Source organism: Brucella sp. NBRC 14130 (assembly GCF_040371715.1).
Taxonomy (GTDB): domain Bacteria; phylum Pseudomonadota; class Alphaproteobacteria; order Rhizobiales; family Rhizobiaceae; genus Brucella; species Brucella intermedia.
Genome location: NZ_BAABTE010000002.1, coordinates 247,667 through 274,085 on the forward strand (window position 1 = coordinate 247,667; position 26,419 = coordinate 274,085).

Below are 26,419 nucleotides of genomic sequence, written 5' to 3' on the forward strand. Positions count from 1 at the left end.
GCGGTTCACCTTTTCGGAATCATGCTCCAATTTCGGGCGCAGGTATTTCTGCCGTTTTGGACGCCAGAACATCAGTTTAAAAAAACAGAAAAGGCGCTGTAAAACAGCGCCTTATCGCATTTCACTAATAAATTGGGTTATACGCGCACTCAGAACGGAATTTCGTCGTCCAGGTCGCGGGAGAAACCGCCGCCGCTGCCGCCACCCGAAGACGGGCCGGACGAACCGAAGTCGCCGCCGCCACCGGAATAATCCGACATCTGGTTGCGATTGCCGCCACCGCCGAACGAACGGCCCTCACCGCCACCTTCGCCACGGCTGTCGAGCATCTGCAACTCGCCGCGGAACTTCTGAAGTACGACTTCCGTCGAGTAACGGTCATTGCCGTTCTGGTCCTGCCATTTGCGGGTCTGGAGCGCGCCCTCGATATAGACCTTGGCGCCCTTCTTCAGATATTGCTCCGCGACCTTGGCAAGGTTCTCGTTGAAAATGACGACGCTGTGCCACTCGGTGCGGTCCTTGCGTTCGCCGGTCTGGCGGTCACGCCAGCTTTCAGACGTTGCAATGCGCAGATTGGCAACCACGTCGCCCGAGTTCAGACGACGAATTTCCGGATCGGCACCAAGGTTGCCGACCAGAATGACTTTGTTGACGCTACCAGCCATCGAAAAATTACTCCGGGTCTCGCATGCACACTCTTTCCGCACAGCTTCGCACGGACAAGAGGCGCTTTCCAATTGAAAGCTCAGGCGCAGCGATGCGCCATCACCAGAAACTCATATGCTCACCTTACAGGACTGGCTCAATGAGCGCTCAGTCCGGCGCGGTGAATTTGTCAATGTCCACAGAGTTTATGTTCTTGTTTTGTTCAAAATGCAACCTTCGACACGAAAAAGACATGCGTTCGCCACAAATTTTCATGGGTTTTTGCACCGTTTCCCGTGCAGAAAATGCAGTTTTGCACATTTCAGGCCCAAAAACTGCATCTGCCTTAATTTGAAATCGGCCTTCCCTCCACCCTTCCTGAAGCGACGGCCACAGGCGCTGTGTGAATAGGATCGGGCTCCAGGAAAAAGCCCTGCCGCTCACTGTATCTTTGGCGCGCAGGGCTTGGGTTTTGAGCAATGCTCTTGTGCCGACAATAATTCGCCAGCAGATATTTTCGGACGGCGATGACGCGCGGTCATTTGCCTTCCGCGCAAATTCAGATTTTCGGCAATCGCAGTTTCAGTCAACGAGGCATCATTCCTTGCGAAAAGATGCTGCCGCGACCGAAATGGATTGTGCTTTCATCGTTGTGAAAGCTAGGCAACGTAGTCAGGTGGACTCATGCTCCTTACCTCCCTACTGGGTTTCCCGCCTCCTGCGGACCTCTTGCCGATGCCGCGTCATCCCACCACGACACCTCTCCGCCATCAGCGAGCAAGGCCAGTCTGCTCCTGTCAGGAGTGACAGTCAACGCTCTTGCGTTCACATTTCGTATCGCCTATCAGAAGGCTGGTTGTTCGATATTTGTTCCAGTGATAAGAGTGCACCGATGAATGACCCGAGACCCCTTCTTATCGGAGGGTTCCACCCCATATTAGAAACCGGCGCGACGGGTTTCACCATTCGGCGCCCGTTTATCCATGGCATCATGAGCAGGCAGGACGCGGAATGAGCGATCAGAAATTCATTTCCATACGTGGCGCGCGCGAACACAACTTGAAAAATGTCGATCTCGATCTGCCTCGCGACAAGCTGATCGTGATGACAGGCTTGTCCGGTTCGGGCAAATCCTCGCTTGCCTTCGATACGATCTATGCGGAAGGCCAGCGCCGCTATGTCGAAAGCCTTTCGGCCTATGCGCGCCAGTTCCTGGAAATGATGCAGAAGCCGGACGTCGACCAGATCGACGGCCTGTCGCCAGCCATTTCCATCGAGCAGAAGACGACGAGCCGCAATCCGCGTTCGACGGTCGGCACCGTCACCGAAATCTACGACTATATGCGCCTGCTCTTTGCGCGCGTGGGTGTACCCTATTCGCCGGCGACCGGCCTTCCCATCGAAAGCCAGACGGTCAGCCAGATGGTCGATCGCGTCATGGCGGTTGAGGAAGGCACGCGCCTCTATATCCTCGCGCCCATCGTTCGCGGCCGCAAGGGCGAGTACAAGAAGGAACTGGCGGAGCTTCAGAAGAAGGGCTTTCAGCGCGTCAAGGTCGACGGCACCTTCTATGAAATCGCCGATGTTCCGGCGCTCGACAAGAAATACAAGCACGATATCGATGTGGTGGTCGACCGAGTGGTGGTTCGGCCTGACCTTTCGACCCGCCTCGCCGACAGCCTTGAAACCTGTCTCAAGCTTGCCGAAGGCCTGGCCGTTGCCGAATTTGCCGACAAGCCGCTGCCGCCTGAAGAAACGGCTGAGGGCGGCGCTGCCAACAAGTCGGCCAACGAAACGCATGAACGCATTCTGTTTTCGGAAAAGTTCGCCTGCCCGGTCTCCGGCTTCACTATCCCGGAAATCGAGCCGCGCCTGTTCTCGTTCAACAATCCCTTCGGCGCCTGCCCGACCTGCGACGGCCTCGGCACGCAGCAGGCCATCGATCCCAACCTGATCGTTCCCGACGAAACGGCAGTGCTGAAGGACGGCGCGATTGCCCCGTGGGCGCGATCCTCGTCGCCCTACTACAATCAGACGCTGGAAGCGCTTGGCAAAGCCTATGGCTTCAAGATCGGCGCAAAATGGGCTGATATTCCGGAAGAGGCCCAGCAGGCCATTCTTTACGGCACCAAGGGCAAGGAAATCACCTTTCAGTATGATGACGGCTTGCGTTCCTACCAGACGACGAAAGCTTTTGAAGGTGTGATCCCCAATCTGGAACGCCGCTGGAAGGAGACCGATTCCGCCTGGTCGCGTGAAGATATCGAGCGCTTCATGGCCTCGACGCCCTGCCCGGCCTGTAACGGTTTCCGCCTGAAGCCGGAGGCGCTAGCGGTCAAGGTCGGCATGAAGCACATCGGTGAAATCACCGAAATGTCGATCCGCAAGGCCGATGCCTGGTTCCGCGATATCGACAGCAGCTTCAACGACAAGCAGCGCGAAATTGCCGCCCGCATCCTCAAGGAAATCCGCGAGCGCCTGCAATTCCTCAACGATGTGGGGCTCGATTACCTGACGCTGGCGCGCAATTCCGGCACGCTTTCGGGCGGTGAAAGCCAGCGCATCCGTCTTGCCTCGCAGATCGGCTCCGGACTGACCGGCGTGCTCTACGTGCTGGATGAGCCGTCCATTGGCCTGCATCAGCGCGACAATGCCCGCCTTCTCGACACGCTGCGCCATCTGCGCGATCTCGGCAATACGGTCATCGTGGTCGAACACGATGAAGATGCTATCCTGACCGCCGATTATGTTGTCGATATCGGCCCGGCGGCTGGTGTCCATGGCGGCAAGATCATCGCGCAAGGATCGCCGCAGGACGTGATGTCCAATGCGAACTCGCTGACCGGCAAATATCTGTCGGGTGCGATGGAAGTTGCCGTCCCGGCGGAACGCCGCAAGATTTCCAAGTCCAAGCGCATTCGCGTGGTGGGCGCGCGCGGCAACAACCTGAAAAATGTCTCGGCGGATATTCCGCTCGGCACCTTCACTGCCGTTACCGGCGTTTCTGGCGGCGGCAAGTCCACCTTCCTGATCGAAACGCTGTTCAAGGCCGCTTCGCGCCGCATCATGGGTTCGCGCGAGCATCCCGCAGAGCATGACCGTATCGAAGGGCTGGAATTCCTCGACAAGGTGATCGATATCGACCAGTCGCCGATTGGGCGCACGCCGCGCTCCAACCCGGCAACCTATACCGGTGCCTTCACCCCGATCCGCGACTGGTTCGCGGGCTTGCCGGAAGCCAAGGCACGCGGCTATCAGCCGGGCCGCTTCTCGTTCAACGTGAAGGGCGGGCGCTGCGAGGCCTGCCAGGGCGATGGCGTCATCAAGATCGAGATGCACTTCCTGCCGGATGTGTATGTGACTTGTGATGTCTGCCACGGCAAGCGCTATAACCGCGAAACGCTGGAAGTCCTGTTCAAGGGCAAGTCCATCGCCGATGTACTGGATATGACTGTCGAGGAAGGTGCGGAGTTCTTCTCCGCCGTGCCTGCGGTGCGCGACAAGCTGCAAACGCTCGTCAAGGTCGGTCTCGGCTATATCAAGGTCGGCCAGCAGGCGACGACGCTTTCCGGCGGCGAAGCGCAGCGCGTGAAGCTGGCCAAGGAACTGTCGCGCCGCGCGACGGGCCGCACGCTCTATATTCTGGACGAACCGACAACCGGCCTGCATTTCCACGATGTGGCGAAGCTCTTGGAAGTGCTGCACGAGCTGGTGGAACAGGGCAACACGGTCGTGGTGATCGAGCACAATCTGGAAGTCATCAAGACGGCTGACTGGGTGATCGACCTTGGACCGGAAGGCGGCGATGGCGGCGGTGAGATTGTCGCAGTGGGCCGTCCGGAAGACATTGTGAAGGAGAAGCGCTCCTATACCGGCCACTTCCTCAAGGAACTGCTGGACCGCCGCCCCAAGCGCAGTTCAGAGGCGGCTGAGTAGGCAGTAGATTGATTATGGGAAGTATTGGAAGTAAGCCGGACCTAGTGTCCGGCTTTTTATTTCCAAGGCAATGCATACTAATAGATTCAATCGAACCATCATCGTTTCGATTCTTAAAAATAGTACAGGCGAGAGCGAAAATGAACGAAGAAGTTGCCCCTAATAGTTTAAGCGAAGAAAATGACGGAGAAACGTTCTATTTTCCACCAGTCAAAACGTTAGTAACTAGAAATATGAGCTTATTCCTCTTTGATTATCACTCTATCGTGGATTTATTCTTTTTTACAGTTCACTTAGCCCACACTGCAGACAATGTATCATTGCGCGCTAGCACAGCTCTATTTGAAATAGCGAGCAGTGAAAGGGAGAAAGAAAAATATGAACGATTAATGACTAACCCAGGTAAGGTGGTGAAGAAACTGAATGAATTTGCTTCTGTTAATTCACGAAACTTAACAGTGACAACGGTTGATACTTTTTTTTGGTTTATTTCAGCATCTATTCAAAGTGCGATGCGTAAACGACCAGAATTGGTAAAGTCTAGCGAAAATCTTCGCATAGAAGATATTTTTAAGTTTAGGAGCAGGAAAGAAATAATAAACTATCTTATCGACAAAAAGGTCAATTCTTTATCATACGGTGGGATGAGCAGAATTGAAAAATTCATCGAAGAATCCTTGGGCGTTTCACTTTTTGCGAAGGACGAGGATCGCCAGCTTATGCAGCTATTTGCAGAAGTTAGGAATATCCACGTACACAATCGAGGTTACGTCAATCGCGTGTTCTTAAGCCGAGTCCAGAACTCTGTTCCTTTTAGTTTTGAAGAAGGAAGTCGTGCTCATCTCCGTTTCGACGATTTGGTGAAATTAACAAAGGTGTGTGTCAAAACAGCATTAGAGCTAGACGAAGAAATTTCTAAGAAGTTCGCATTAAAACGTAAGCGTTTCAGCACGTGGAAAGAAGAGATTATCCCTGCGACTTCGTGAAATAGATGAAGGTAATCGAGCACGATTCGTGGTGATCCGATTTCCTGTGCTTATTACCAGGTATTGTAAAGCGAAAAAAGCCCGGATAAACCGGGCCTTCTCGACAGCCAATCGCAATCATGCCGCGATGGGCTGGAAATTTAATGTCACGATCCGTTCGAAGAGCTTTCACTCTCCAGATCATGATTAGCCGTTTACGGCGTCCTTCAGGCCCTTGCCAGCCGAGAACTTCGGCACGTTGCGAGCCGGGATAGCAACTTCCTTGCCGGTCGACGGGTTGCGGCCGGTCGAGGCAGCGCGATGCGAAACGGAGAAAACGCCGAAGCCAGGCAGACGGACTTCTTCACCAGCCTTCAGGGCGCCGGTAACAGCAGCGAGTACGGCGTCAACAGCAGTACCGGCGTCAGCCTTCGTCAAACCGCCCTTTTCCGCAACTGCGGCAACCAATTCGTTCTTGTTCATTGGCATTTCCTTTCTTTATCTACCGGAACGGATAACGTGACCGGATTGGTCGGAGTTTATTCAAATCGTTTCACAAACCAAGCCTGTCAACGTGAAAAAACCCCGGAAAACCGGGGTTAAACACAGAAATGCCGGGCAAATTGCCCGGCATTTCGATTGTTGGTCCTGATAGACAGCTTCCGGCAGGACTATCCGACTGAATCAGAATCGCCTGCCGGAAGTTCATTTCAGCGCATTGCCAATAAGCAAACTCTTTCGAACGTTTGCCGGAAATGCCTTAATGGGCCATCGAGGCGCCAGCTTCTTCCTCGACCGAAGGGACCGGTGTCGCGTTTGCGGGCTCCGTCCATTCAATCGGCTCGGGTTCGCGAACCAGAGCGTGCTTGAGCACCTCACCTACACGGGACACCGGAACGATCTCAAGACTGTTCTTCACATTGTCCGGAATATCCGCCAGATCCTTGGCGTTTTCTTCCGGGATCAGAACCTTCTTGATGCCGCCGCGCAGTGCCGCGAGGAGCTTTTCCTTGAGGCCGCCGATGGGCAGGACCCGACCGCGCAGCGTGACTTCGCCCGTCATTGCGATGTCCTTGCGAACCGGGATGCCGGTCAGCACGGAGACAATCGCCGTGACCATGGCGATGCCTGCGGACGGACCGTCCTTCGGCGTCGCACCTTCCGGCACGTGCACGTGGATGTCGCGCTTGTCGAACAGCGGAGGCTCGATGCCGAAATCGATTGCCCTGCTGCGGACATAAGATGCCGCCGCCGAGATCGATTCCTTCATCACGTCGCGGAGGTTACCCGTGACGGTCATGCGGCCCTTGCCGGGCATCATGACGCCTTCGATGGTCAGCAATTCACCGCCGACTTCCGTCCAGGCAAGGCCTGTCACGACGCCAACCTGATCCTCGCCATCGATCTGGCCGAAGCGGTACCGCTCGACACCCAGATAGTCGGAGAGGTTCTTTTCGGTGACTTTCACCGACTTCTTCTTCGACTTCAGAATGTCGGTCACGGCCTTGCGCGCCAGCGTCATCAGTTCGCGTTCGAGGCTACGCACACCTGCTTCCCGCGTGTAGAGGCGGATAACATTGCGCAACGCATCGTCCGTGACCGAAAACTCCTTCGGCTGCAGGGCGTGATCCTTGATCGCCTTCGGCAGCAGGTGCCGCTTGGCGATCTCGAGCTTTTCATCCTCGGTGTAGCCGGCAATACGGATGACTTCCATACGGTCCAGAAGCGGGCCGGGAATGTTGAGCGTATTGGCCGTCGTCACGAACATGACGTTCGACAGATCGTATTCGACTTCAAGGTAGTGATCCATGAAGGTCGAGTTCTGTTCAGGGTCCAGCACCTCGAGCATTGCCGATGACGGATCGCCGCGGAAATCCTGGCCCATCTTGTCGATTTCATCGAGCAGGAAGAGCGGGTTGGACTTCTTCGCCTTCTTCATCGACTGGATGACCTTGCCGGGCATCGAGCCGATATAGGTGCGGCGGTGACCGCGGATTTCGGCCTCGTCACGCACGCCGCCGAGCGACATACGGACATATTCACGGCCGGTAGCCTTGGCGATCGAGCGGGCGAGCGAGGTCTTGCCGACGCCGGGAGGTCCGACGAGGCAGAGGATCGGGCCCTTGATCTTGGTCGAGCGAGCCTGCACCGCGAGATATTCGACGATGCGTTCCTTGACCTTGTCGAGGCCGAAATGCTCGTCATCGAGCACTTCCTCGGCGAAGTTCAGGTCCTGCTTGATCTTCGACTTCTTGCCCCATGGAATGGACAGCAGCCAGTCGAGATAGTTGCGGACGACCGTTGCCTCGGCCGACATCGGGCTCATGCTGCGCAGCTTCTTCAGCTCGGCCTGTGCCTTTTCGCGGGCTTCCTTGGAAAGCTTGGTCTTGTTGATGCGTTCTTCGAGTTCTGCCGCTTCATCGCGACCGTCCTCGCCATCGCCAAGCTCCTTCTGGATCGCCTTCATCTGCTCGTTGAGATAGTATTCGCGCTGCGTCTTCTCCATCTGGCGCTTGACGCGGCTGCGGATACGCTTCTCAACCTGGAGAACCGAAATTTCGGCTTCCATGAAGGAAAGCGCCTTCTCGAGGCGCTCGCGCACCGAGAGGATCGACAGCATTTCCTGCTTCTCGGGAATCTTGATCGCGAGATGCGAGGCAACCGTGTCGGCAAGCTTCGAATAGTCGTCGATCTGGCTGGCGGCGCCAACCACTTCCGGCGAAATCTTCTTGTTCAGCTTGACGTAGTTTTCGAAGTCGGAAACCACCGAGCGGGCGAGCGCCTCGATCTCGACGGCATCTTCGTCAGGCTCCGGCAGAGCCGCAGCATAGGCCTCGTGATAGTCTTCGCGGTCCGTAAACTTGGAAACCCTGGCGCGCGCCGTGCCCTCGACCAGCACCTTGACGGTGCCGTCCGGCAGCTTGAGAAGCTGCAGCACATTGGCAATCGTGCCGATTTCATAAATCGCATCCGGTGCCGGATCGTCATCGGCGGCGTTCTTCTGGGTGGCAAGCAGGATCTGCTTGTCCACGCCCATCACTTCCTCCAGCGCGCGAATGGACTTTTCGCGGCCGACAAAAAGCGGAACGATCATATGGGGGAAAACGACGATGTCACGCAACGGCAAAACGGCATAGAGCCCGTCTGCACCGCCCGCTTCAGAGCCACCCAGCGGTGTCTTCTGTTCAGTACTCGTCATAGTTCAAGTCCTTTCTCAGGTCTTTCAACCTGACTGCCACATCCGCGCCCCCTTTCGTCATGAGGCAGGTCACGAATGTGCTTCGGTCCATACTTGGAGAGCCGACCCCGGCAATTCAATAGGCTTTATCGGGCCGGCTTTCATAGAATCGTCATCTATCCTGCGCTGTGCCGCGCATTAGTACAATATCCAGCTTGGCCTGTACCCCGATTGCTGCCCTGCAATAGTGACAGGTTAAGCCCCACGCAAGCCTGAAGCATGTCATCTCCCCGGCCTGCACTTTTCCGTGACATGGCTGGCATATGGCCCGGCACATGAAAAAGGCCGCTTGCGCGGCCTTTCTTGAATAATTGCTGCCGCGAATATTGCGCATTATCCGACGCAAAACCGCTACGCACTTTTGCCGGAAATGCTTCAGGCGGAAACATTACCCTTTTCGTCCTGCCGCTCGGCATAGATATAGAGCGGACGGGCGCTGCCATCCACCACATCGCCGGAAATAACCACTTCCTGCACGCCTTCCAGCGTCGGAAGTTCGAACATCGTGTCGAGCAGGATCTTTTCCATGATCGAACGCAGGCCGCGTGCACCCGTCTTGCGCTCGACCGCCTTGTTGGCAATCGCCCGCAGGGCGTCGTCGTGGAAGCTCAGCTCGACATTTTCCATGTCGAACAGGCGCTGATACTGCTTTACGAGCGCGTTCTTCGGCTCGGTCAGGATCTGCACCAGGGCATCGACATCGAGGTCTTCGAGTGTCGCGATCACGGGCAGACGACCGACGAATTCCGGAATGAGGCCGAATTTCAGAAGGTCTTCCGGCTCCAGTTCCCTGAAGACGTCACCGATGCGGCGTTCATCCACCGACTTGACGGTGGCGCCGAAGCCGATGGAGGTCTTTTCGCCGCGTGCGGAGATGATCTTGTCCAGACCGGCAAATGCGCCGCCGCAGATGAAGAGGATGTTCGTCGTGTCCACCTGCAGGAATTCCTGCTGCGGATGCTTGCGGCCACCTTGCGGCGGCACGGAAGCGACGGTGCCTTCCATGATCTTCAGAAGCGCCTGCTGAACGCCCTCGCCCGACACGTCGCGCGTGATGGACGGGTTATCCGACTTGCGGCTGATCTTGTCGACTTCGTCGATATAGACGATGCCGCGCTGTGCACGTTCCACGTTGTAATCGGCAGCCTGAAGCAGTTTCAGGATGATGTTCTCGACATCTTCACCGACATAGCCGGCTTCCGTCAGCGTCGTCGCATCGGCCATGGTGAACGGCACATCGATGATGCGGGCGAGCGTCTGGGCAAGATAGGTCTTGCCGCAGCCCGTGGGGCCCACGAGCAGAATGTTCGACTTCGCAAGCTCGATGTCGCTGTTCTTCGACTGATGGGCGAGACGCTTGTAGTGATTGTGTACCGCAACCGACAGAACGCGCTTGGCATCCTTCTGGCCGATGACGTAATCGTCAAGGACGGCCATGATTTCCTGCGGCGTGGGCACGCCCTCGCGCGACTTCACCATGGAGGATTTGTTTTCCTCGCGGATGATGTCCATGCAGAGTTCGACGCACTCGTCGCAGATGAAAACGGTCGGGCCTGCAATCAGCTTGCGCACTTCATGCTGGCTTTTGCCGCAGAACGAGCAATAGAGCGTATTCTTGGAATCGCCGCCGCCGTTGCTGACTTTGCTCATTGCAGTTTCCTTTCAGTTGATCGAAATGAGCCTTGGGCGCTTCAGATCGATCGTTTCTTCCGGTTCGGACCCAGTGCTGGAGGAGAAACGCGCCTCCCGCCGGTCACAACAGCAGCAGATACGCGCTGCCTATAGTCCTGGACCTGTAATCAAGGGCCAGTAGTCTCAGGATTCGTCACCGTATGGCTCCCCGACCGAAGGAACCATCTGGCGACTTTTGCAGAAGCTGCACCGCCGAACAAATGAAAAATATGTTCCCGGCAAAGATTCGGCATAATCTGACCAAGTTTAGCGCCCCGAACCCCAACAGATGCTTAACGCGGCGCGTTAACCATCACGTAGGTGCAAGAATTGGGCCCCTTTTGTGGCAAAGGGCGCTAAAAACAGGTGCGAGCCGGAGAATCCGGCTCTTACTTCGATTCGTCCGCGCTCACGTCGCGCGCTTCGACCACCTTGTCGATGAGGCCGAATTCGAGCGCTTCCTGCGCGGTCATGAAATGGTCGCGGTCGAGCGTGCGTTCGATCGTCTCGTAATCGCGGCCCGTGTGCTTGACGTAGATTTCGTTCAGGCGGCGCTTCATCTTGATGATGTCCTGCGCATGGCGCTCGATGTCCGAGGCCTGCCCCTGGAAACCGCCCGATGGCTGGTGGACCATGATGCGCGCGTTCGGCAGCGCATAACGCTGGCCGGTGGCGCCTGCCGTCAGAAGCAGCGAGCCCATCGAGGCGGCCTGGCCCATGCAAAGCGTGGAAACCGGCGGACGGATGAACTGCATCGTATCATAGATCGCCATGCCGGACGTCACCACGCCGCCGGGCGAATTGATGTACATGTTGATCTCTTTCTTCGGATTTTCCGCTTCGAGAAAGAGAAGCTGCGCGCATACCAGCATCGACATTCCGTCTTCAACCGGTCCGTTCACGAAGATGATGCGCTCCTTCAGAAGGCGCGAGAAAATATCATAGGCCCGTTCGCCACGGTTGGTCTGCTCAACCACCATCGGGACGAGGTTCATGACGGTTTCGATCGGATCTCTCATTATGGGCCTCTGGATATATTTATGGCGAAGTGAATAGTTTTGAATCGTCGGTGTTTCATACATAGGGCGTTGCGCCCCTGTTTCGCAAGTGGCGCAGCACTTCCCGCCTCAGTCCCAATCGGACTCCGGCTTTTCAGGACGGATGCCGCGCTTCTCGTCCAGCGATTTGCGGGCCACTTCGGTCAGCCGGGCCTTGATGCGAACGGAGCCGTCTTCCAGGTTCTCACGCTCCACATTGCTGCCATGCTGGTAAATCCAGTCGAGCAGATGAAGCTCGAAAGGAGACAGCACGACATCGACCGCGCCGAGCGAACCCGCTATCCGCGTTTCGATAAGCGAAAGCAACCTGTCAACGCCTTCACCGGTAATGGCCGAAAGCGGAATGGGACGTCCCTCCTCGCTGCCGGCAGCAGCAAGGCGCAGGGCGGCCTCGCGTCCGCTTTCGTCAAGATTGTCGATCTTGTTCCAGATTTCGACGACGCGCTTGCGGTCCTGCGGCTCAATGCCCAGCCCGGCAAGAATGCTTTCCACGTCTTCGGCCTGCGCGGCATTGTCCGGATCGGAAATGTCGCGGACATGCAGGATCAGGTCGGCCTCGACCACTTCTTCAAGCGTGGCGCGGAAGGCAGCGACCAGATGGTGCGGCAGGTTGGAGATGAAACCCACCGTATCCGACAGGATGACCGTCTCGCCGTGCGGAAGCCGGATGCGGCGCAATGTCGGGTCGAGCGTGGCGAAGAGCATGTCTTCGGCCAGTACTTCCGCGCCCGTCATGCGATTGAAAAGCGTGGACTTTCCGGCATTGGTATAGCCGACGAGCGCTACAATCGGATGCGGCACCTTGCGCCGTTTCTGGCGATGCAGCGTGCGGGTACGCACCACCGTTTCAAGTTCGCGCTTGATCTTCAGGATCTTGTCCTGCAGCAGACGGCGGTCGGCTTCGATCTGGGTTTCACCCGGACCGCCGAGGAAGCCGCCACCACCGCGCTGTCGCTCCAGGTGAGTCCAGCTTCTGACCAGACGGCCCTTCTGATAGTTCAAATGCGCCAGCTCGACCTGCAATGCACCTTCCTTGGTGCGCGCGCGCTCGCCGAAAATTTCGAGGATAAGTCCCGTGCGGTCGATGACCTTGACGTTCCATTCCTTTTCGAGGTTGCGCTGCTGCACCGGGGTCAGGGCGTGATCGACGATGACCAGCCCGATGGCCTTTTCCTGGACGGTTTCGGCAATGGATTCCACCTTGCCCGCGCCCAGCAGGGTCGCCGGACGCGGATTGGCGACAATCGCGATTTCGGCATGTTCGATATCGAGCGCAATCGCCCGGGCAAGCCCCATTGCTTCCTCAAGCCGCGCTTCGTTCGAACGCTGGAACTGCGGACGCGCGCCTTCCTCGGCGGTCGTGCCTGCACTATACCGCTCCGGCAGGACGGGAACGATGACGGCTGCCCGTGTGGGCTCTGGCTCTGAAAGTCCGAAACCCTTGTCTGCATCGGCAGATGACGGCTTCTTATCCTTGAATTTGGACAATGTTCACTCCGGGGACACGGAAACGTGTTATCTACGGCTGCAGATAAGTCACCGCTAAAGCTGTTTCAAATGAAAGACGCCCCGGATCGTTCAAACATGACGAACCGGACAGGCAATGCGTGTCCGGTTATCATCAGCAGAAACAAAATTTGGAGCGACAACCAAAGCCAGTGCGCTCCAATGGTATTGGGAAAGCGTCAGGCTTCTTCGCCTTCGAACATCTGCACAGGCTGGCTCGGCATGATCGTCGAAATCGCATGCTTGTAGACAAGCTGCGAATGACCATCACGACGCAGAAGCACGCAGAAATTATCGAAGGACGTCACAATGCCGGTCAGTTTCACGCCATTGATAAGGAAAATCGTCAGCGAAATTTTCTGCTTGCGTACAGAATTCAGAAAAAGGTCTTGTAGATTTTGCGATCGTTCAGCCATTGTTTTTATTCCTTTAATCGATCAGCAGCCAGCTCGCGATGTGTTAAACGAACACGCGCATGCACATAAATCAAGCACCGGAGCGTGCAAAACCGGTACCTGACTGCAATTGCTGTGGAAAGACAACTGCTTCGCTATTCAGCTTCGGTTAACAGGATGGGAATCTTTGTGCAACCGTCAATTTCATTAGCCTCGCGGCAAATTTCAGGCGTGCCCCTTCATCAGGCATGCTCCCCAATGCGTCAGTGAACGACTGGACGGAAAAGCGTACCCAAATCTGAAGGGTACACGTTCGATTGTATACTACTGAAATGAAACAGGCATCCCAACAAAACCTGTCACTTTTTCTTGAGCATTTGACTTTAGTAAAAAATATCGTAATCTGTAATACGTAAGTATATTTATAGAATGTTATAAAGGAAAAATTATGTCTGGCATTTCAGAACCCGAAAAACTTGCAGAAGATGCTATATATACGAATATTGATAGAATCGATATAATGGCAATTTTTAACGCAACTCCGCGAGAAAATGTAATTTACTTTAACTTTACATCAGATAATTCCGTTTTTACATGCAAAATCAGAAACAATGAAAATCAAGACAAAATTATAAGCGCGCTAATGTCGGCGCAAATCGCATTGACGCAAAAGTATCGCGTCGATATTGCGACAAAAGACGGCACCTTATACACAGTTACCGTTTGGAACTCCTAATTTCAATAATTACTATATATATAGGAAATAACACGAATAGAAATTGATCGATGATTCATCTACTTGAGTGGATTGTTTCTTAAATTCTATCGATCAGTTGGATAGGCTTGACGGACAACCAAGGGGGATGGACAACCCGACGTTCTCCCTTGGTCTTATGCCAATAGAATTAAAGTGAGTTTCTGCAATTACCAGTCAGTTTTCTTCTTAGAATTGATTTTCTGCATCCACCGATTTCACAATATTTTTTCAATAACAATTGATAATCTTAAATAGGAATATTTATTATGGAGAATACTGTTGTTGTTAATGAATCCGTAGAGGATGGAGTATATGATCACGTAACTAACCTTGCGTTGATTTCTTTTTTAGATGATAATCCTAGACACACAAATAAAGCTTATCTAATTTTTACCGACAGTTCCGGCACAAAAACCATTCCAATAAAGCAAGATGAATACCAAGAAAAGCTGTCATTGACTGCAATATCTGCGCAGATTGCTCTGCAGAAGAGTGGAAACACAGTTTCTGTTCAAGTATCTGCTTCATATTTAATTGGAATACAAGTATTTTTAGTTAAAGATTAAACAGTTTTTATAGCATAACTAATAAGGCTTCATTGGAAGTCAAAAGCCCATCCGCTTTGGTGCGACGGGAAAGACGGAAATTGTTCCATTTCCCCCTTTCAACAAAGACACTCGCCGGATGGGCGCTCTCCCTCACGGATGGCGATGAACTCAATCATCTCACGTGCGGTATTGTAAACCGAAGACTGGCAGATTTGTCATTCTGGTGGAGGAAACACCCGTCACATTTTTCAAACACCGCTTAATCTTATTGCGAGTGTATCCTATTGGTGCCTTTACTATTCAGAAGAATTCAAGACTGACGCGGAACATCTGTTCCACATGCTTTACGGCGTCAGATGTCGCGAAGATGACGACGCGGTCCTTCGGCTTGATGCGGACATCGCCGTTCGGACGGATCACTTGTCCGTCACGGTAGATCGCACCGATTCGCAGACCTTCCGGCAAGTCGAGATCGCGCAACGGCGCGCCAACCAGCGAGGATGTTTCCAGAGCTTCGGCTTCGATCAGTTCGGCCATGTCGCGATAAACGCTATAGACCGCCCGGATGCGGCCTCGCCGGACATGCTGGAGGATTTTCGAAATCGTCACGGCCTTCGGGTTAATATAGGCGTCGATCCCCACCATGTGGGTGAAGTCCTGATAGGCAACCGTATTGAGCAGTGCCATGTTGGACTTGCAGCCCAGCCGCTTTGCCATGATGCTCGACAGGATATTGACCTGATCCTGATTGGTGAGCGCGACCATCAGGTCCGCGTCCTGAATATCAGCTTCCTGAAGCAAGTTCTGGTCGAGCGCGCTGCCGTGCAGCACCATGGTGCGTTTGAGCTGGTCGGCGATGGCGAAGGCACGCTCGTGCTCGCTTTCGATCATCTTGACGCGCGTATGCCATTTGCGGTCCTCGATGGCCTTGGCCACGTACAAGCCGATATTGCCGCCGCCCGCGATAACGATGCGGCTGGCTTCCGGTTTCTCGTGGCCGAACAAGGAGAGCGTGCGGCGCACCTGCTCGCGGGTCGTCACGACATAAGCGAGGTCGCCGGCATTCAGCTCGTCCGAAGATCGCGGGATGAAAAGGCTGTCATTGCGCACCACGCCGACGACGGTGGCCGCAAGATCGGGAAACAGATCGGTCAACTGCTTCAGCGGCGTATTGATGACCGGGCATTCCTCCAGGCATTCGATGGCGAGGCCGATGATCTTGTCGTCGGCAAAACGCAGCACGTCCGTTGCGCCCTGCAAGGCGATGCGCCGCAGAACCACCTCACCCACTTCAAGCTCCGGCGAGATAATCACGTCGATCGGCAGGTTTTCGCGCAGGAAAAGATCCTGATATTCTGCCTTGAGATAGGACTGCGCGCGAATGCGGGCGATCTTGGTCGGCACGTTGAAGACCGAATGCGCCACCTGACAGGCCACCATGTTGACCTCGTCGGACAAGGTGACGGCAATGATCATATCCGCTTCATCGGCGCCAGCGGCGGCAAGCACGTCCGGTTGCGAACCGTGCCCGACAAAACCACGGACATCGAGCGTGTCGCGCACGATCTCGATATGGCGGGCCGAGGTGTCGATGACGGAAACATCGTTCTCCTCGGCGGCAAGCCGCTCAGCGATGCCGTATCCGACCTGCCCTGCTCCGCAAACGATTACCCGCATGACACATCCGCCCGAGACACTTGACTATTTATACGCCGAGAGATTTCAGCTTGCGATGCAGCGCCGAGCGCTCCATGCCGACGAACTCCGCCGTGCGCGAAATATTGCCGCCGAACCGGTTGATCTGGGCGATCAGATATTCCTTCTCGAAACGCTCGCGCGCCTCGCGCAACGGAAGCGCCATGATGTGCTGGTCGGATTCCGTCGGTGCACGCGGCAGCGTGTCGCCGATTTCAGCGGGCAGGAGGTCGGCCGTCACTGGCGCCTCCGGATCATCGCCCCGCGCCAGAATCATCAGGCGCTCGACATTGTTGCGAAGCTGGCGAAGATTGCCCGGCCAGCTATGCGCCTGCAAAACCGCCATTGCATCGGATCCAATCTTGCGCGGCTTGATGCCCGCCTGTTCGGCGATCTGCTTCATGAAGTACTCGACCAGTGACGGAATGTCCTCGCGTCGGGCGGCAAGCGGCGGCACCTGCACCGGAACCACCGAAAGGCGGTGAAACAGGTCTTCGCGGAACGTGCCTTCCGCAATCATGCCTTCGAGGTTCTGCGCCGTGGAGGAGATGATGCGCACATCCACCTTCACGCGCTTGGTGCCGCCCACGCGTTCAAACTGCTGGTCGACAAGCACACGCAAAATCTTGTTCTGCGTCTCGCGCGGCATGTCGGCGACTTCATCGAGATAGAGAATGCCGCCATGGGCTTCTTCCAGAGCCCCGACCTTGCGCTCGCCGCCGTCCATTTCGGTGCCGAAAAGCTCGATCTCCATGCGCTCCGGCGTGATGGTCGCGGCGTTGACGGTCACGAACGGCCCATTGGCGCGGCCCGACTGCGCGTGGATGGCGCGGGCGGCAAGTTCCTTGCCAGCGCCCGACGGTCCGGTAATCATGATGCGGCTGTTGGTCGGCGCGACGCGCTCGATGGTCTGGCGCAACTGGTTCATGGCCAGCGATGCACCGATCAATTCCAGATGGTCGCCGCTGCGCTTGCGCAGGTTCGAGACTTCGCGCTTCAGCTTCGAGGTTTCAAGCGCCCGTTCCGCGATGAGGATGAGGCGGTCCGCCTTGAACGGCTTTTCGATGAAGTCGTAGGCGCCGCGACGGATCGCAGACACCGCCGTTTCGATATTGCCGTGACCGGAGATCATCACCACCGGCAGTTCGGGGTGCTGCTTCTTGATTTCATCGAGCAGCGCGAGGCCGTCCAGACGGCTGCCCTGCAGCCATATATCCAGAAAGACCAGCCGGGGAACGCGATCGTTGATGGCGGCGAGCGCGCTGTCCGCATCGAAGGCCGTGCGGGTTTCGTGGCCTTCATCGCTCAGAATGCCTGCAACAAGTTCCCGGATATCCGCTTCGTCATCAACCACAAGAATATCGGCAGCCATATCAAATCACCTGTCCAGCTATGTTCTTTTCGTCATTTCCCGCATCTGCTTCGATCTCACCGGTAGAACCGGCATTCACGCCAGCTTCGTTGGTGGGCGCTTGCGGAAAGACCATACGTATCATTGCGCCCCGTCCTCCGTGGAAATCCGAAGGCGCATCATGCAATTCCAGATGCCCGCCATGATCCTCGACGATCTTGCGGACAATCGCGAGACCAAGGCCGGTGCCCTTCTCGCGCGTCGTCATGTAAGGTTCGAGCAGCTTCTGGCGGTCGTCGCCCGGCAGGCCCTTGCCGTTATCGATGACATCGACAAACAATTGTCCATCCGCCTGATAGGAACGGATGAGGATATGCCCGCCCTCGCCTTCCCTGGCGCGATCTTCCTTCGGAAGTCCGTCAATGGCTTCGCTGGCATTCTTGATGACATTGCCGAAGGCCTGTCCGATCAGGCGGCTGTCAAAGGAACCGACCAGCTTTTCCGAGCCGAAATCGTTCTGGAAACGAATATCGCTGCGGCTGACTTCGACCAGGAAGGAGGCTTCGCGCAATGCCTCGCGCATATCCATAACCCGCATTTCCGGCTTCGGCATGCGGGCGAAGGCGGAGAATTCATCGACCATGCGGCCAATGTCGCCGACCTGACGGATGATCGTATCCGTGCACTGATCGAAAACCTCGCGGTCCTCGGTGATGACCTTGCCGTAACGGCGGCGGATGCGTTCGGCGGAAAGCTGGATCGGCGTGAGCGGGTTCTTGATTTCATGCGCGATGCGGCGCGCGACATCCGCCCAGGCGGACGAACGCTGTGCCTGCACCAGATCGGTGATGTCGTCCACCGTCACCACATAGGAATGATCTTCGGATTCCGTGTCCTCGACAGTAACCTGCACGTTGAAGGTGCGCGCCACGCCGCCACGGGTCATGCTGACCTGCTCGCGATGCACCGCGCGCCCCGTCGAGCGGGCGACCTCAAAAGCCTGCCCGATCTCCGGCGCGATGCTTGTGAGGTTCTTGCCGACAGCATCTTCCGAGGTGACGCCGAACATATGTTCCGCCGAACGATTCAGGATAGAGATACAGCCATCGGTCTCGATGCCGATGACGCCTGCCGTCACGCCGGAAAGCACGGCTTCGGAGAAGCGACGGCGCTCATCGATCTGGTCCTTGGCGGAAAGCAGCTCGTTGCGCTGGCTTTTCAGCTCCGCCACCATGTTGTTGAAAGTGCCGGACAACGCGCCCACGTCGCCATCCGATGTGCGCACCGGAACCGACACGTCGAGATTGCCAGCCGCCACATCGTCGGATGCGCCGATCAAAAGCCGGATCGGACGCACCAGCCGGTCGGCGACGGCAATACCGGTCCAGATGGCCGAAAGCAGCACGATCAGCGTCAGGCCGAAATAGAGCAGCGCAAAGGCGATCTGCGTTGGAATCCGGTTGGCATCCATTTCCTGATAGCGCTGGGTATTGGCTTCCATCAGACGCATGGCATCGATAATCTGAGGATCGACTGCGCGAACCGTGTAGAGATAGACATCAGGTATCTCGCGCATCTTGATGATCGCCCCGACGAATTTACTGTTGCCGGGCGGAATGACCACAGCCTTTCCGTCGCTGGCGGTGTCGAGCGCACCGGATGGCGGTGGCGGCAGTCCGGTTTCCGTACCAACATTGCTTGCAACCACAACGTCGCCGTTTTCACGCACCAGGAACCCACCGAGCAGGCCGCGGCCACGTACCTGCAATGACATAAGCTGGATGAAGCCTCCCCGGTCCAGACTGTATATCGTTCGCTGCGCGTCCAGATCCTGCAGCATGGAATAGGAAGTGCTTTGCAGATTACGCCCGGTTTCGAGAATGTAGGATTGTGACAGGCTGAGCGAGGAATTGACGATATCGCGGGTGTTGGTATCGAACCAGCGGTCGAGACCGAGGTTGAGCGTGACCGACGCAACGATGGCAACCACGATGGCGGGCACTGCCGCGATCAGCGAAAACAGCGCGACAATACGGACATGCAGGCGCGAAGCCGCCTTCCCGAGCCGCCGGGCCATCACGATGCGGTAAACTTCGCGGCAGATCAGCAGGATGAGGAACAGAATCAGCGCGACATTGATGATGACCAATGCCAGCGTGACGGTCCGGTCAGGCGTGATCGGTGTAATGCCGATCAGAATGGCAAAGGAAATCGAGGCGGTGACAAGCGCCGAAATGACCGTGATAATGCCCGGCAGGGCCAGAAGCCTGCGCCCCTCGCCGCTTTGCGATGATTGTTCCTCGCCGTTCATGTTCGCCGTCAGATTCGCCGTGTTCATATTAACCATGTTACCCAATAGCGTTGCATCTATGCAACGCATTGTGGCGAAAATGCAACGTTATTCTGTGTGCTCTGCTGGATCGGACTTTGGCGTGCCCGAAGCGAACCCGGAAAGTCGGTTCTCCGACACTTTCAGGACTTCAATATGGTGCGATTTCGCTGCATAAGAGCGCGCGCCGATTCCGGGATTTCCGGGCTCTTCGAAACCGGGATGAGGGATTCTCCGACATGCAGGGCAACACGCTGGGTTTCTACAATTCCAATGCGATCGACTATGCAGCCGACGGCGACACGCCCAACCCGAAACTGTTCGGCTTTCTGAAGCGCTGCAAGCCAGGGGGACGAATCCTGGAATTGGGAACGGGTTCGGGTACCGATGCCAGTGCCATTCTGAACGCCGGATTTCAGCTCGATGCGACGGATGGCTCCTCCGAACTGGCGGCAATCGCTGCAAAACGGCTGGGGCAGCCCGTCCGCACGATGATGTTCGATGAACTTTCCGCAGTCGAGGAATATGACGGGATTTACGCCTGCGCCTCGCTCACCCATGTGCCCAGAACCGCACTTGGTCCTATCATAAGACGCGTTCACAGCGCCTTGGTGAAAGGCGGGATCGTGTGGGCCAGCTTCAAGACCGGCACGGCTGAAGGCCACGACGCGCTTGGCCGCTATTACAACTATCTGTCGCCGGAAGAATTGCAGGAATACTGGAGCGATAACGGTCAATGGTCCGGCATCGAAATTGAATGCTGGACCGGCAGCGCCTACGACAAACGTTCCACTGACTGGGCCGCAGTTATAGCGGTGCGATAATCGCGAAAGAACGGCGTCAGAAGTTGAGCCTGGCCATTGCGAGCGAATCGACAAACTCACCGGCCCGGAAAGCATCTTTCCGGCGTATGCCTTCCGAAACAAAACCGAACTTTTCATAGAGGCGGATTGCAGGGGCATTGTCGACGTAAACGGTGAGTTCAAGCCGTTTCAGGTCGAGCCAGTTGTCGGCAATGTCGATCAGTTCGGCCATGAATGCCGTGCCGATGCCCTTCCCGATATGGTCGTCATGTATGCCCATGATGATTGCCGCGCTATGACCACGCCGTCCTGCGTGCCGGAGCAAGCCGTTTCCGACAATCTCTTCATTGATCGTCGCAACCAGAATCGTGGCTTCCGGCCCGAGCGCTTCCAGCCACTTGCGTGTCGTCTCGAGGCGTTGAAACGGAGTGCGCAAAGTACCGAACCGAAATCCCGGCATGTTCTGCAAATGGGTGAGTCCTTCCGCATCCGCAGCTTCCACTGCGCGAATGACGAGATTTTCAGGTCGCATTATTTCTCCGGGATGTTCTCAATTCCTCATTAAATTCAGTTGGTCCACTGGCAAACATCCAGACACGCAGAGACCGGCTGGCGGTTCTTGTCACAGATACAGCCCTTTGTTGCAGCATATGATACGGCCGGCATATCCTGCCGATAGTATGAAGACATATGCGCAAGCGCGAAACCGGAAACCATCAGGCACAGTATTCGATACATCTGGAACTCCCGTGCACGGCAAGATCAGGCATTGTCCTTGCCGGCACGAGAATTCTCAACTCCAACAACTGCCTCATGATTATATGGAGGCACAGTCTTGCCGCCATCATGGCTGCCAATAGCAATGCCGCCGGTGACGGCATTGCCATTATCGGTGGACCAACGTCCTTTTGTACTTATTTTTCAGGGCCGTAGGCGTCGAAATCAAAGTATTTGTCGTTGACTTCCTTGTACTTGCCGTTGGCACGGATGGCCTTGATCGCCTTGTTGAACTTTTCGACCAGTTCCGGGCGTCCCTTCTTCAAGGCAACGCCGACGCCAACACCATGGATGTTGTCATCGGGCGGATAGGTGCCGACCATCTTGCAGCAGGCGCCATCCGGCGTCTTCAGCCACTCGCTCAGCGTTACGCTGTCATCGTTGACGGCATCCAGGCGGCCATTGGCCATGTCCAGGCGATATTCTTCCGCTGTCGGATAGGCCTTGATGGTGCTCTCGGTGAAGGCGTGTTCGGCATAATTCGCATGCGTCGTGGACACCTGAACGCCGATCGTCTTGCCTGCCAAGTCTTCCTTGGTCACGCCCTTGATGTCGGTGTCCTTCGGCGCGGCAATGCCGGGTGGCGTGTTGTAGTATTTATCGGAAAAATCGACCTGTTTCTTGCGCTCTTCCGTGATCGACATGGAGGAAACATAAGCGTCAAACTTCCCGGCCTGAAGCGCCGGAATAGTGCCATCCCACTCCTGTGTGATGAATGTGCACTCGGCCTTCATCTCCTCGCAAAGCGCCCGTGCGATATCGACATCGAAGCCGGAAAGAGAGCCATCCGGATTGATGAAATTGAACGGCGGATACGCGCCTTCCGTTCCGATAATCAGTTTCAGCGGTTCTTCGGCGCTTGCTGCGCCAATTGCAAAACCACCTGTCGTGGCCACGATCCCCACCATCGAAGCTGCCACAGCGATACGCTTTAAAACGCGCATTCCAGTTCCTCCCATTTCGTACCGGCTCGCTCCGGAATTGTTCTTCCGGTCCGGCCGCTTGCAAAGGGGGAAGATTCACGCGGGCAATGCGAATTGCCGACTCGTCATAATTTCTCCCCCGTCGCTATCATTAGATGGTTCGGCGCGGCTTGCACACTGTCTTTTCGCTTGCGCGCACCGGGCCCTCCAAGCCATTTCAGTTCTCAACCGACGGCGTTCATATTCCATCGATCTTTGAGGTTCCCGTAATGTCCGTGCAGTCTGATGATCTGTCCCGCGAGGGCTTCGTCCTCGCTCTGTTTTTTCAAGAACTCGGAGGGTGAAAGGGAGAACTGGTGCTGGAAGCTTCTGGCAAACCGGCCCGTATTCGAGAAACCGTATTTGTTAGCAACTGCCTTGATGCGCAGCCCTTCATCCTCCTTGCGCCTGATCAATTCATTGCGTGCCAGTTGCAGCCGTTTCTTCCTGATCAATCCGGCAGCACCACCGTCTGCTTCCAGCAATCGGTAAAGATGCGAACGGGATATGCTGAACCGTTCCAATATGAGGTCGACGTCCAGTTTCGGATCGTTGATGTTCCTGTTTATGAACTGGAGCACCTGATTTCGAAGCTGTTCCGATGGAGCGCTTCGGATATTGTCGTGATCGTATTTCACGGCAGAGGCAAGCAAGTGTAACAGGACATCACCACAGGCAGCGCCCTCCTTGAACGAAAGATCACCTGCCTCGCGATATGAACCCCGAAACAGCATTCCAAGAAGCTCGCCCAGCGCAGTGTTGCCCCGGATAACCTTCCCATTCAGATTCGAAACCCCGCAGATATACTCCAGTTCGTCCTTGTCGAGCATTAAGGATAAAGTTGCGGTCGAGTTGCTGCAGGCCGCATCAAAAACGGCAGTCACCGAACCGATATGAATATCTCCCGGGGAAAGACTGATCTCACGTCCCTCAAATGATCCAAAGCACAGACCGCTGACGCAAAGCTGGACATAGTAATAATCATAGGTGCTTCGCTTGATCCATTCCCGGGTTCTTACGCAGCGATGCCCCCCAAACGCCGCGAACATAATCACCCGCTCTCCCAACAGGAGCGAATGAATCGCACCTTCTATGGAAGTTGCTCCTTCAACGGGAGCTTCCAGCGCTTCATAGAGAGGTGAGACGGCCTCGCGCCAATTCTCGGTGCGATCCTTTTCTGGAAGGTTCCTGTTCGAGACGTAAAAGCCTTTTGGGGGCTCATTCGAAGAGAAACCCATGCCTTGCCCTTCCACCATAAATCGGTCCGATTTCGGACGATTACGACTTGCGCGCACTTTGCCGAACAAGCAGGGCGAACGCAAGGGGATGCCTTTGCTGGCTATTTGACTAACCCTTCCCCTTGGCCTCGGCTTTGGCCGGACGGCGAAGTGATCCTGACCTGTTCCGGGCTTTTTGAAGCTTGGAGGCTACTGCCCGTCAGACGAGCCTTGTTCGCCGCTGTTTTGCGGACTTACGCCATAGTAATAAGGCGTTGCGAAAATGAAGCCCAGGATAACGGCAACGGCCAGAATAAAAAACAATAAGGACTTTCGCATTCAATTCTCCTGTTCACGACAGACGAAACGAACCTCCGGCGATCGAGTTCCGTCTCTCGACAAACAACTGCGACGCTCTATCTGCCGAAATCGAAACAGTGAGGGGATCGCCATGTCCAATCCGGAAGAGACAGAACCGACTGCGGATGGACTAAAAGAAGTTCTCCCGTCGAAATCGGCGGCAATACACGAGCTGATCCGGCGCGACGGAGAAAAGGAGATCAATCGCGAAGCTATGGCGCTGCTCTGGTCTGCCATTGCGGGCGGTATATCCATGAGCACTTCGATGATCGCTCGCGGCATTCTGGAGACCTATCTCCCCGATGGGGACCTGTTCTTCCTGATAAGTTCCGCAGGTTATACCGTCGGTTTCATAATCGTCATCATCGCCAATCAGCAACTATTCACCGAAAATACGATCACTCCGGTTCTGCCGTTCATGGTTGAACCTACTTTGTCCCACTTTCTGAAGATGATCAGGCTCTGGGGAATAGTCCTTTTCGGCAACCTGATCGGAGGCGCCATTGCGGCCTACGTTATGGCCTCGATGCCTATTTTTTCAGACGAGGTGACAAAGACCTTCATCGGCATGGGAAGGCACCTCATGGCCAACACCAGCAATGAGTTGTTCAGCAAGGGCATTATGTCGGGGTGGCTTATCGCGACGCTGGTCTGGATGCTCCACAGCACCAAACAAGGTCACATAGCGTTGATATTTCTCGTCACCTACCTCATTGCGATCGGCGATCTGACACACATCATCGTTGGCTCGATCGAGGTGTTGTTTCTGCTGATAATTGGGGAAGTTTCACCATTTGACAGCATCTTTAAGTTCGGCCTCCCCACATTGTTGGGGAACGTCGTCGGCGGAACATTCATATTCGGGTTAATTTCACACGCGCAGGTACGCGCGGACGAATGATGAGATTCCGAATATCTGGCGCGCTCTTCTCGGCAATCACGGTCAAGGCGTGCGCCCGATTCTCACCGGATTATCTGCTCAAAGCAGCATCGGCATCGAACTTCCAGACTCAATTGAACCCGTAGTCGCTGCCAGTTTGCTCTATCGGGCATATTCCAGTTGCAGTGCGACCAGGTCTGCGGTTGCGTCGCCATAGCGTGCTGCAATCTCCTTAAGAGTGTGGTCTAGAGCCTTCGCCGAGGCAATTGTCTGATCGAGAGATAGCTGGCTTTTGCCTGTATCCGCATTCTGATCCGGTATCAGGGCAAGACCGTAACGCGATTCGACAAGTGCCTTTCCGGACGTGGCGACCGCTTGCGAACGATAAGTTCTCGACCATGCGTCGGCGCTGAGCGCAAGCGCAATTTCGTCAAAGCCGTCGGTGACCGGGATCGATAGGGTCTCACGGTTCCAGAACGAGAGAAAGTTGCGAGCAACGAGCCACATGCGACGCGCCGTAAGATGAAACGATGCGGAATCATGGGCCGAAGTCCAATTTCCGGCACCGAGTTCGGCCGCCATCGCTTTCGCTTTTGCACGTCCCGCCAAGGCTTCAACCAGGGCAAGGCTTGTGGGAATCGAAGCGGTGACGCCGGTGGTGGTCATGACATTGTCATCAAAAACATAGCGCTGGTCCCGAACCCATCGTGCCCTGGGAAAATTTCTTGCGATCTTGTCGAACGCGTACCAATGGGTGGTTGCCGCCCTTCCGTCGAGGATGCCGGCGCGAGCGGCTATCCATGCACCCTCGCAGATGGACACGACGACTGCTCCCTTGCCGGACTGATCTCGTACCCACCCGATCACGGCTTCGTTCCTGCTGTCATGCATCGCCGGCACGATAATGATGTCAGCGCCCTCCGGATGGGCCACGTCAAATGCATGTATGGTCGTATCCGGCTGGATTTTAAGCGCGGGCATCAAGCTGACTGGACCGGCGTGAGGCGAGACAATGGCGACATCCGCAACATCCGCCCCCTTCAATACGCCATAAGGCACAATGAGATCGGTTGTCTCCGTGCCTCCATTATCAGCCACAATCGCAACGAGCGGCCGTCCTCGTCCGGGCTTCACAGGCGGCAGATGAATGGAGTTGGCATCGGCAGCCACAGCACTTCCCGCCCCCGAAATGCAGGAGGCGACCAGAAAGACCGCAAGGAGAATTTTCATAAGACGGCACATGAGGTTTATCCGTGTTTGATAGAAACGCCTCAAATAGCCGCTGAAAGTTATGGCGGAAATGTCAATTCTATCGCATTTTACGCC

20 protein-coding genes and 2 pseudogenes are annotated in these 26,419 nt (G+C 55.7%); 7 read left to right on the forward strand and 15 right to left on the reverse strand.

The features are described from left to right. Positions 1–149 precede the first annotated feature (149 nt). A complete protein-coding gene (gene ssb, locus ABWW28_RS04690; protein ID WP_006470425.1) occupies positions 150–665 on the reverse strand; it encodes a single-stranded DNA-binding protein in 516 nt (171 codons plus the stop codon). Between the two features lie 664 nt (positions 666–1,329). On the opposite strand from ssb, the pseudogene ABWW28_RS04695 reads away from it, so the two are divergent. From ABWW28_RS04695 to ABWW28_RS04705, 3 genes and pseudogenes are all read left to right on the forward strand, one after another. Then, a pseudogene (locus ABWW28_RS04695) lies at positions 1,330–1,541 on the forward strand (hypothetical protein). Between the two features lie 115 nt (positions 1,542–1,656). After that, the gene (gene uvrA, locus ABWW28_RS04700; protein ID WP_006470424.1) at positions 1,657–4,581 is read left to right on the forward strand and encodes an excinuclease ABC subunit UvrA; all 2,925 of its coding nucleotides are present in this window, start codon (positions 1,657–1,659) and stop codon (positions 4,579–4,581) included. Between the two features lie 140 nt (positions 4,582–4,721). Next, positions 4,722–5,567 carry a hypothetical protein gene (locus ABWW28_RS04705; RefSeq protein ID WP_006470423.1) on the forward strand — a complete coding sequence of 282 codons (846 nt, stop codon included), beginning with the start codon at positions 4,722–4,724 and terminating at the stop codon, positions 5,565–5,567. A 186-nt stretch (positions 5,568–5,753) separates the two neighbouring features. Here the strand turns inward: ABWW28_RS04705 and ABWW28_RS04710 are convergent, their stop codons facing one another. The 7 genes and pseudogenes from ABWW28_RS04710 to ABWW28_RS04740 form a co-directional block, all read right to left on the reverse strand. Then, on the reverse strand, positions 5,754–6,029 hold the full coding sequence (locus ABWW28_RS04710) for an HU family DNA-binding protein (protein ID WP_006470422.1): 276 nt from the start codon (positions 6,027–6,029) through the stop codon (positions 5,754–5,756). A 277-nt stretch (positions 6,030–6,306) separates the two neighbouring features. Then, entirely contained in the window at positions 6,307–8,745 is a 2,439-nt protein-coding gene (gene lon / locus ABWW28_RS04715; protein WP_006466765.1) for an endopeptidase La, read from the reverse strand. 414 nt (positions 8,746–9,159) lie between these two features. Next, positions 9,160–10,434 carry an ATP-dependent Clp protease ATP-binding subunit ClpX gene (gene clpX, locus ABWW28_RS04720; protein ID WP_006466764.1) on the reverse strand — a complete coding sequence of 425 codons (1,275 nt, stop codon included), beginning with the start codon at positions 10,432–10,434 and terminating at the stop codon, positions 9,160–9,162. A gap of 410 nt (positions 10,435–10,844) precedes the next feature. Next, entirely contained in the window at positions 10,845–11,474 is a 630-nt protein-coding gene (clpP, locus tag ABWW28_RS04725) for an ATP-dependent Clp endopeptidase proteolytic subunit ClpP (protein WP_006470421.1), read from the reverse strand. A 108-nt stretch (positions 11,475–11,582) separates the two neighbouring features. Continuing rightward, positions 11,583–13,001 carry a GTPase HflX gene (hflX, locus tag ABWW28_RS04730; protein WP_006470420.1) on the reverse strand — a complete coding sequence of 473 codons (1,419 nt, stop codon included), beginning with the start codon at positions 12,999–13,001 and terminating at the stop codon, positions 11,583–11,585. A 197-nt stretch (positions 13,002–13,198) separates the two neighbouring features. Continuing rightward, on the reverse strand, positions 13,199–13,435 hold the full coding sequence (gene hfq / locus ABWW28_RS04735; RefSeq protein WP_002964239.1) for an RNA chaperone Hfq: 237 nt from the start codon (positions 13,433–13,435) through the stop codon (positions 13,199–13,201). A 5-nt stretch (positions 13,436–13,440) separates the two neighbouring features. Then, positions 13,441–13,638: pseudogene (locus ABWW28_RS04740) on the reverse strand (hypothetical protein). A 224-nt stretch (positions 13,639–13,862) separates the two neighbouring features. On the opposite strand from ABWW28_RS04740, the gene ABWW28_RS04745 reads away from it, so the two are divergent. Together ABWW28_RS04745 and ABWW28_RS04750 are read left to right on the forward strand one after the other, a co-directional pair. After that, positions 13,863–14,150: a hypothetical protein gene (locus ABWW28_RS04745; RefSeq protein WP_006470419.1), complete on the forward strand. Its 288-nt coding sequence runs from the start codon at positions 13,863–13,865 to the stop codon at positions 14,148–14,150. 287 nt (positions 14,151–14,437) lie between these two features. Beyond that, positions 14,438–14,737, forward strand: coding sequence for a hypothetical protein (locus ABWW28_RS04750; RefSeq protein WP_139309255.1), 300 nt, complete (start codon positions 14,438–14,440; stop codon positions 14,735–14,737). Positions 14,738–15,019: 282 nt separating this feature from the next. Here the strand turns inward: ABWW28_RS04750 and trkA are convergent, their stop codons facing one another. Genes trkA through ABWW28_RS04765 form a run of 3 tightly spaced genes read right to left on the reverse strand, consistent with a single transcriptional unit; the run spans position 15,020 to position 20,145 of the window. Beyond that, complete coding sequence (gene trkA, locus ABWW28_RS04755) at positions 15,020–16,396, reverse strand: Trk system potassium transporter TrkA (RefSeq protein WP_006466760.1); 1,377 nt, start codon at positions 16,394–16,396, stop codon at positions 15,020–15,022. Positions 16,397–16,424: 28 nt separating this feature from the next. Further along, positions 16,425–17,786, reverse strand: coding sequence for a nitrogen assimilation response regulator NtrX (gene ntrX, locus ABWW28_RS04760; protein WP_006466759.1), 1,362 nt, complete (start codon positions 17,784–17,786; stop codon positions 16,425–16,427). 1 nt (position 17,787) lies between these two features. Next, the gene (locus tag ABWW28_RS04765; protein ID WP_353390391.1) at positions 17,788–20,145 is read right to left on the reverse strand and encodes a sensor histidine kinase NtrY-like; all 2,358 of its coding nucleotides are present in this window, start codon (positions 20,143–20,145) and stop codon (positions 17,788–17,790) included. A gap of 188 nt (positions 20,146–20,333) precedes the next feature. On the opposite strand from ABWW28_RS04765, the gene ABWW28_RS04770 reads away from it, so the two are divergent. Further along, complete coding sequence (locus tag ABWW28_RS04770; RefSeq protein ID WP_353390393.1) at positions 20,334–20,918, forward strand: class I SAM-dependent methyltransferase; 585 nt, start codon at positions 20,334–20,336, stop codon at positions 20,916–20,918. Between the two features lie 16 nt (positions 20,919–20,934). Here the strand turns inward: ABWW28_RS04770 and ABWW28_RS04775 are convergent, their stop codons facing one another. From ABWW28_RS04775 to ABWW28_RS04785, 3 genes are all read right to left on the reverse strand, one after another. Beyond that, positions 20,935–21,429: a GNAT family N-acetyltransferase gene (locus tag ABWW28_RS04775; protein WP_006470416.1), complete on the reverse strand. Its 495-nt coding sequence runs from the start codon at positions 21,427–21,429 to the stop codon at positions 20,935–20,937. Between the two features lie 382 nt (positions 21,430–21,811). Next, entirely contained in the window at positions 21,812–22,618 is an 807-nt protein-coding gene (locus tag ABWW28_RS04780; protein ID WP_006470415.1) for an ABC transporter substrate-binding protein, read from the reverse strand. A gap of 203 nt (positions 22,619–22,821) precedes the next feature. Then, complete coding sequence (locus tag ABWW28_RS04785; RefSeq protein WP_075041677.1) at positions 22,822–23,874, reverse strand: helix-turn-helix domain-containing protein; 1,053 nt, start codon at positions 23,872–23,874, stop codon at positions 22,822–22,824. Between the two features lie 430 nt (positions 23,875–24,304). Here ABWW28_RS04785 and ABWW28_RS04790 point away from each other — a divergent pair, with 430 nt between their 5' ends. Next, positions 24,305–25,114 carry a formate/nitrite transporter family protein gene (locus tag ABWW28_RS04790; RefSeq protein ID WP_021585109.1) on the forward strand — a complete coding sequence of 270 codons (810 nt, stop codon included), beginning with the start codon at positions 24,305–24,307 and terminating at the stop codon, positions 25,112–25,114. A gap of 141 nt (positions 25,115–25,255) precedes the next feature. Here ABWW28_RS04790 and ABWW28_RS04795 read toward each other — a convergent pair whose 3' ends face one another. After that, the gene (locus ABWW28_RS04795) at positions 25,256–26,323 is read right to left on the reverse strand and encodes a DJ-1/PfpI family protein (protein ID WP_100229512.1); all 1,068 of its coding nucleotides are present in this window, start codon (positions 26,321–26,323) and stop codon (positions 25,256–25,258) included. Between the last annotated feature and the right edge of the window lie 96 nt (positions 26,324–26,419).